The following is a 6,539-nucleotide window of genomic DNA, read 5'->3' as shown; positions in this document are numbered from 1 at the left end:
ATGCAGTACCTGCGCAACGAGCACGAACTGCTGCTGCCCAGCCAGGCCGTCCGGCCGCTGCACGAGGCGCTGGCCGACCGCGATGACCCCGGCGGCGTCCGGGGCGAAGGCCAGGGCGGCCACGGTGGTGAGCCCGGTGTCGGCGGTGGCCAGCACGGCTCCGCCGTCGACGGCGCGCAGCACCACCCGGCCGGCGGGTCCGGCGTGGAGCAGCAGCCGGCCGGTGGCGTCGAGGGCGACCGGGCCGAAGGCGTCCTCTCCTTCGGGGACGCGCAGCAGCACCCGGCCGGTGAGGGTCTCGACGACGGCGACGACGTCGGAGCTGCCGGTGCCGACGGCCAGCCGGCGGCTGTCGGCGGAGAAGGCGAAGCGGACGAGGTCGTCCATGCTGAGGCAGCCGTCGTCGAGCGCGGGCTCGTCGTCCCCCACCCGGTCCGCGGTGGCGGTGGCGGTGGCGGTGCGGGGGACGATCCGCCAGAGCGGCTCGCCGGTGCGGGCCGACCAGGCGCGCCAGCCGCCTTCGACGGCGGTGACCACGGTCGCGCCGTCCGGGCTGACCTGGAGGTCGTACGCCTCGTCGTGGTAGTCGCCGCCGTCGAGGTAGCGGACGAGCGGGGCGTCCCGGGTGGTGTCCCAGCGGACGATGTCGCCGCCGTCGTGGTGCCATTCGGCGGCGGCGGCCAGGGCGATCCAGCGCAGCCCGGGCGGGGCGCCGACGGCGGTGACGCCGTTGTAGAAGTAGGCGCCGCCGTCCAGCGGGAGCGCCTGGTCGTCGGCGGGGTCGTCCGGCCAGTCGTCCGCCCCGCCCGCCCGGTCGTCGTCCGGTTCCTCCGGCAGTTCGTCGGCCCAGTCGTCGGCGACGGGGGACGGCACGGTGCCGGTCTCCACGCTGTCCAGCCGGCCGAGTCGGCGGGTGCCGGCCAGCGCGTGGTGCGGGCGGACGTCGCCGGTGACCCACTGGGCCCACCAGTGGTCGGGCATCGGGCGTTGGGCCGCCGGCCAGCGCAGCACCTCGGGGGTGAGGCCGGCGATGTGGTCCCCCGGCAGGAGTTCGAGCAGCGCGCAGAGCCGCTGCCAGCCGGCCTGGTCGGGGCGGGCGGCGAGCAGGGCGTGGATCTCGGCGTCGGGCGCCACGGTCATGGGCTGGGCTCCAGCTCGTGGGCGCGGATCTCGGTGGGGGTGGCGACGACCAGGGCGCGGCCGTCGGTGGCGAGGGTCCAGGCGGTGGATCGGCCGAGCTCCGACACGGCGTGCAGGGGCCGGCCGGTCAGCACGTCCCAGACGGTGACGGTGCGCCCGGTCCGGACGGCGGCCCGGGCGCCGGCGGCGGCCCAGACCGGACGGACGGACTGCCGGCGGGCCTCGGCGGGCAGCGGGCCGAGGGCCCGCCGGTCCACGATGCCCGCGCCGACGGCGAGGAGCACGGCCATGGCCACCCCGTCCGCCTCGCCGAGGACGGCGAGGGTGTCGCCGTCCGGGCTGAACGCCAGGCCACCGCACCAGTCGAGGCCGACGGTCCTGGTCTCGGCGCGGCCGGTGGCGAGGTCGAGCACCGCGATGCCGGCCGGGTCCTGGTAGGCGAGCCGGCCGCCGTCCCGGTCGAGGGCGAGGGCGGGGCTGCCGGCGAGTGCCGGCGGGTCGAGCAGCCGGCGGCCGTCGGCGGCGGCGAGCGCCAGCACGCCGCGGCGGCCGCGGTCGGCGCAGGCGAGGGTGGTTCCGTCGGCGCTGGCGGCGAGTTGGGGGCGGGCGCCGTCGCCGAGGCCGGTGTCCCGTGGCCGGCCGAGCGAGCGGCGCCAGCGCTCGGTCGGGCCGTCGAGCGACCAGTGGACGAGCTGGCCGATGTGCTGTTCCTCGGTGCCGCCGAGCGCGACGGTGAGTGTGCCGCCGTCCGGGCTGAGCAGCAGGTCGCGGACCAGCCCGGGGTGCGGGCGGCGCACGGTGGGCGGCAGCGGCGCCGGCGGGCCGCCCGACTCGGCGTCGAGCAGCAGCAGTTCGCCGAGGCCGTGGAACCAGGGCGCGGCGGTGGCGACGGCGACCCGGCGCAGCCCGTCGCCGGCCGCGACGGCGGCCACCCGCTGCGCGGCGGCCGGCCGCCCGGGCAGCGGGCGGCGGGTGTCCAGGTCCCCGGGGGCGCACAGGTGCCGAACTGCCATGGCAGGGACCTTAGACCGCGTCGCCGACGGTACGGGCGGCGTTCGGCAACCTTCTGGCAACGGAATCGCCAAGGTGCGGCGGTCGTGGGGTGTCGCTCGGCAACCTTCCGGGGGTCGGGCGGCGACTGGGGCATATGCGAAAGAACCCAGCCGGCCCCCTGTTGGCCGCCGCGCTCGCGGGCGTGTTGACGCTCGGCCCCGGCCCCGCCGCGGCGCACGACGGTGTCGCCGCGTCATCGTCGACGCTCCTCGCTGCCATGCCAGTCGGTGGCCCCACGGGGTGGGCGGCGGCCGGCGCGGGCACCACGGGTGGCGCGGGCGCGGCGCCGGACAGTGTGCATGTGGTGGAGACCCGGGCCGAGTTGGTCGAGGCGTTGGCCAACCACGGTGACCCCACGGCGCCCAAGATCGTGCTGGTGCGCGGTGACATCGCCGGCAACGAGACGGACGACGGCCGGCTGCTGGACGCCGGTGACTACGCGCCGGGTTGGGACCTGGAGCGCTACATGGCCTGTTTCGGTCCCGAGGGCACCGAGTGGAGCGACGCGCGCCACCCGTGGTGCGGCGAGCAGCGGCGGCTGCGCGTCACCGGGTCCAACGCCCAGAAGCGGCAGATCCAGTTGACGGTGCCGAGCAACACGACGCTGCTCGGCCTCGGGCAGGACGCGCGGCTGCTGGGCGTCAACCTGACCATCAACACCGGGCGCGACATCGTCGTGCGCAACCTGGAGTTCGAGGCGCCCGTCGACCACTTCCCGTCCTGGGACCCGTGGGACGGCGAGGACGGCGCGTGGAACGCCAGGTTCGACGCGTTCTCCGTGGTCACCGGTACCAACGTCTGGATCGACCACTGCACGTTCGGCGACGGCCGCCACCCCAACGGCGAGGCGCCGACCGGCTTCCACGGCGAGCCGGTGGAGCGGCACGACGGGCTGCTCGACATGGAGGACGGCACGGACTACGTCACCGTCTCCTACAGCCGCTTCACGGACCACTCCAAGACGCTGCTGATCGGCTCGGGCGACGGCCGCGGCGACCGGGACCGGGGCCGGCTGCGGATGACGTTCCACCACAACCTGTTCGCGGACAGCGCCCAGCGCAGCCCGCGGGTGCGCTTCGGCCAGGTGCACGCGTACAACAACTACTTCACGGGCGCCACGGACCACCCGGACTATCCGATGCTCTACGGGATCGGTGTGGGTCTCGAGTCGGCGATCGTGTCGGAGTACAACGCGTTCGACTACTCGGGGCCCGGCGCCTCGGCCGAGGTGGCGCTGGCCAATCTGAACGGGCACCGGTTCCTCGACCGCGGCTCCTGGTTCCGCGGTCGGCCGGCCGACCTGAACGCCGTGGCCAGGCGGCAGTTCGAGGTCAGGGCCGCCGAGGCGCGGGCGCTGCCCGAGCCGCCGGAGTGGGCGCTGCGCGAGTTCACCACGGACGTGGGTTGGCGGCCGGCCGACGTGTACGACTACCGGCCGCAGCGCGATCCGCGCGCGGTGCGGGCCACGGTGTCGGCCCTGGCGGGCTCGGGCCGGCTCGCCGTGCCCTGGTCGTGAGGCGGGCCGACGCCCGTCGGGTCCCGGCACCGGTCGGTGCCGGGACCCGGCCGGCGGTCAGGTGCCGGTGCCGGTGCCGGGACGCAGCACCACGGGCAGCTCCCGGTGGCCGTTGATGCCGAGCGAGGGGACGCGGACCGGGGCCCGGTCGACCAACGCCAGGTCGGGGAAGTCCGCGAAGAGCCGCCGCAGCGCCACCTCGGCCTCCAGCCTGGCCAGCGGAGCGCCGGGGCAGCGGTGGGCGCCGACGCCGAACGCGATGTGGCGGCCGGCCTCCGGGCGCCCGGGCCGGAAGGTGTCCGGGTCGGGGAAGGTGTAGGGGCAGCGCTGGATGGCCGGCGTCGGGACGAGCACCGCCTCGCCCGCCCGGATCACCGCCCCGCCCGGCACGGTCACGTCCTCGGTGGCGTAGCGGAACATGATGTGCCGGGTGGGCGACTCCCACCGCAGCGCCTCCTCCACCACGTCCGACCAGGGGTCCTCGCCCGCCGCCTCCCGGGCGCGGACGGCGGCGAGCGCCTCGGGGTGGGTGAGCAGGCCGCGGACCGCGTGGCAGATCAGGTTCACCGTGGTCTCGTGGCCGCCGATGATCGTGACCACCAGGTTGCCGATGACCTCGGCGACGCTCAACTCGCCGGCGTCCAGCGCCTCGACGAGCTCCATGGTGAGGTCGTCCCGGTCGCCGGCGGCCCGCTTCCGCTCGATCAGCTCGCCGAGCACCGCGGGGAAGCGCCGCCCCACCGTCTCCCGCACCTCGGCGACGGTGGCCTCGGAGTTCATCGCGGCGGCCGAGAGCTCGTGCAACTCCAGCCGCAGCGCGCCGTCCTCGGGGACGCCGAGCAGGTCGCAGATCACGTCGAGCGGGAGCGGCAGCGCGAACGCGGTACGCAGGTCGGTCTCGACGCCGGCCGGCCGCGCGGCGAGGTCGGCCAGCAGCCGTTCGACGATCCCCTCGACCCGTGGCCGCAACTCCTTGACGCGGCGCGGGGAGATGGCGCGCTGGACGGGCAGCCGGAGCCGGCGGTGCGTCTCGCCGTCGGTGGTGAGCAGGCCGCGGCCCTCGACGATGAAGAGCAGCGGCCAGTCGCCGGGTATCTCGCCGCGCCGGTAGGCGCCCCAGTGCTCGATGTCCTTGGCGAAGCGCGGGTCGCTCATCACCAGGGAGGCCGTCTCGCGGGTGGTTACCGCTTTGGCCACCACGCCACCAGGGAGCGCCACCTGGGCAACCGGCCCGGCCGCTCTGAGGGCCGCTCCCTCTCCTCCGTGGAGGTCGCCGGGGGCGGGCTCGAGGTGAACGGGGTGCTGCTGGCTGTCCATCGCGTGGCGTCCTTGGGCTCGGCCGACGGGCGGGGGAAGGTCACGGGCAGCGCGGCCGGGGAGCGCGCCACGTACGGCAGGTCCCAGGTCAGCTTCTCCCTGGGCACGGCCAGGTCGATCCCGGGCAGCCGGTCCCACAGGACCTCGAGGCCGGTCCTGACGATCAGCCGCCCCAGGTCGCGCGCGGGGCAGCCGTGGTTGCCGCCGCCCCAGGCGAGGTGGGCGTTGTTGGTGCGGGAGACGTCGAGGCCGGCCGAGCGCATCGTCATGCCGGAGGCGCCGAGGCCGACGATGGCCATGTCGCCCACGTCGAGCCGGTAGGGGCCGATCCTGGTGGGCTGGGTGGCCCAGCGGCCGAACAGGTTCTGGATCGGGGCGTTGACCCACATCACGTGGTTCATCGCCTCGTCCATCGAGCACCGGTTGGCGAGGACGTCCGCGTACAGGTCGTCGTTGCTGAGGAGTTCGAGCAGGGTGTTGCAGATCCAGGTGGTGCTCGCGCCGCGGCCGGCGACGATCTGCAGCCACACCTCCTCCCGCAGCTCGTGCTCGTCGAGCCCGGAGTCCCGGTTGTGGTGCAGGATCCAGGAGACGAGGTCGGGCCCCGGGTCCTCCCGTTTGCCGGTGACCAGGGCCAGCATCAGTTCGTCGAGCTCGGCGGCGGCGCGCTGGGCGCCCGGCCCGCCGCTCAGCATCTCGTGGATCGCGTTCCCGGTGGCGAGGGCGGCGCCCTCGTCCATGCCCATCAGCCGCATCATCACCAGCAACGGCAGCTGGAGCGCGTACGCGGCGAGGACGTCGACCTCGATCGCCTCGGGCGGCGGTGCCGCCCCGTCGGCCTCGTCGGCGTCGGCGCGGGGCAGGAACGCGTCGACCAGCTGGTGGGCGAGGTCCTCGACGAGGTCGCGGGTGCGGACCAGGTCGAGCTCGCCCAACGCCTGGTTGCCCGCCGCCGCCATCCGGGTGTGCTCGGCGCCCTCGGCGTTGAGACGGCTGCGGCGGTACGCGAACTGCGGGACCAGCGGATGGTCGAGCGGCAACGCGCCCTCGGCGAGGTCCCGGTACCACCGGGAGTCCCGCGCCCACACCTGGCCCTGGTTGCGCAGGATCTCCAGCTGGTACACGTGGTCGAGCACCAGGTACCCGCGGAAGGCGCCGCTCTCGTCCAGCGTCACCGGGGCGACGGGCCCGAAGTCCCGGCGGAGGGCCTCGTAGTAGGCGAGCGGGTCCCGGGTGAACTCGGGGCCGAAGAGCGGCGCGCTGCGCGGCGGCCACGGCGTGGTCCGCTCGGGCCACGCAGCGCCGATCGGCGTGGTCGAGACGGAAGTTGAGACGGATTCTGACACGGTGATCAGCCTTCAGTGACGAGCCCGGCGAGGCAACCGAAGGTTACGGATTCGTTATCGGCTGTCCGCTCGGTGTGAGCGGCCGTGTCGTCGGCGCGTGACCCGTCACCACCCCGGCGGATCCGGCGGGGTGGTGACGGGCTACGCGCGTCGCGACGGGTGGGGGT

At 75.2% G+C, this 6,539-nt stretch carries 5 protein-coding genes; 1 reads left to right on the top strand and 4 read right to left on the bottom strand.

Annotated features, from left to right (window positions below; translation table 11 throughout):
* Both E1283_RS37595 and E1283_RS37590 read right to left on the bottom strand, forming a co-directional pair.
* The coding region (locus tag E1283_RS37595; protein WP_481906708.1) for a WD40 repeat domain-containing protein at positions 1–1,140 on the bottom strand (1,140 nt) is incomplete at its 3' end.
* Entirely contained in the window at positions 1,137–2,153 is a 1,017-nt protein-coding gene (locus E1283_RS37590) for a WD40 repeat domain-containing protein (RefSeq protein ID WP_165956290.1), read from the bottom strand. The genes E1283_RS37595 and E1283_RS37590, both read right to left, overlap by 4 nt.
* A 134-nt stretch (positions 2,154–2,287) precedes the next feature.
* Here E1283_RS37590 and E1283_RS29240 point away from each other — a divergent pair, with 134 nt between their 5' ends.
* The gene (locus E1283_RS29240) at positions 2,288–3,709 is read left to right on the top strand and encodes a pectate lyase family protein (RefSeq protein ID WP_132821181.1); all 1,422 of its coding nucleotides are present in this window, start codon (positions 2,288–2,290) and stop codon (positions 3,707–3,709) included.
* Between the two features lie 57 nt (positions 3,710–3,766).
* Here E1283_RS29240 and E1283_RS29235 read toward each other — a convergent pair whose 3' ends face one another.
* Both E1283_RS29235 and E1283_RS39145 read right to left on the bottom strand, forming a co-directional pair.
* Positions 3,767–4,906, bottom strand: coding sequence for a cytochrome P450 (locus E1283_RS29235; RefSeq protein WP_132821180.1), 1,140 nt, complete (start codon positions 4,904–4,906; stop codon positions 3,767–3,769).
* Positions 4,891–6,372, bottom strand: a complete 1,482-nt coding sequence (locus E1283_RS39145) for a cytochrome P450 family protein (RefSeq protein WP_243745187.1) — start codon at positions 6,370–6,372, stop codon at positions 4,891–4,893. Before E1283_RS39145 ends, E1283_RS29235 begins: the two co-directional genes overlap by 16 nt.
* Positions 6,373–6,539 lie beyond the last annotated feature (167 nt).

It is taken from the genome of Streptomyces hainanensis (genome assembly GCF_004348415.1).
Taxonomy (GTDB): Bacteria; Actinomycetota; Actinomycetes; order Streptomycetales; family Streptomycetaceae; genus Streptomyces; species Streptomyces hainanensis.
This window is presented reverse-complemented; position numbering and strand designations above follow the sequence as displayed.

What these genes read in the sequence shown, in the direction of transcription:
- E1283_RS37590 (WP_165956290.1), bottom strand. Translation starts at nt 2,153, where the DNA reads ATGGCAGTTCGGCACCTGTGCGCCCCCGGGGACCTGGACACCCGCCGC.
- E1283_RS29240 (WP_132821181.1), top strand. Translation starts at nt 2,288, where the DNA reads ATGCGAAAGAACCCAGCCGGCCCCCTGTTGGCCGCCGCGCTCGCGGGC.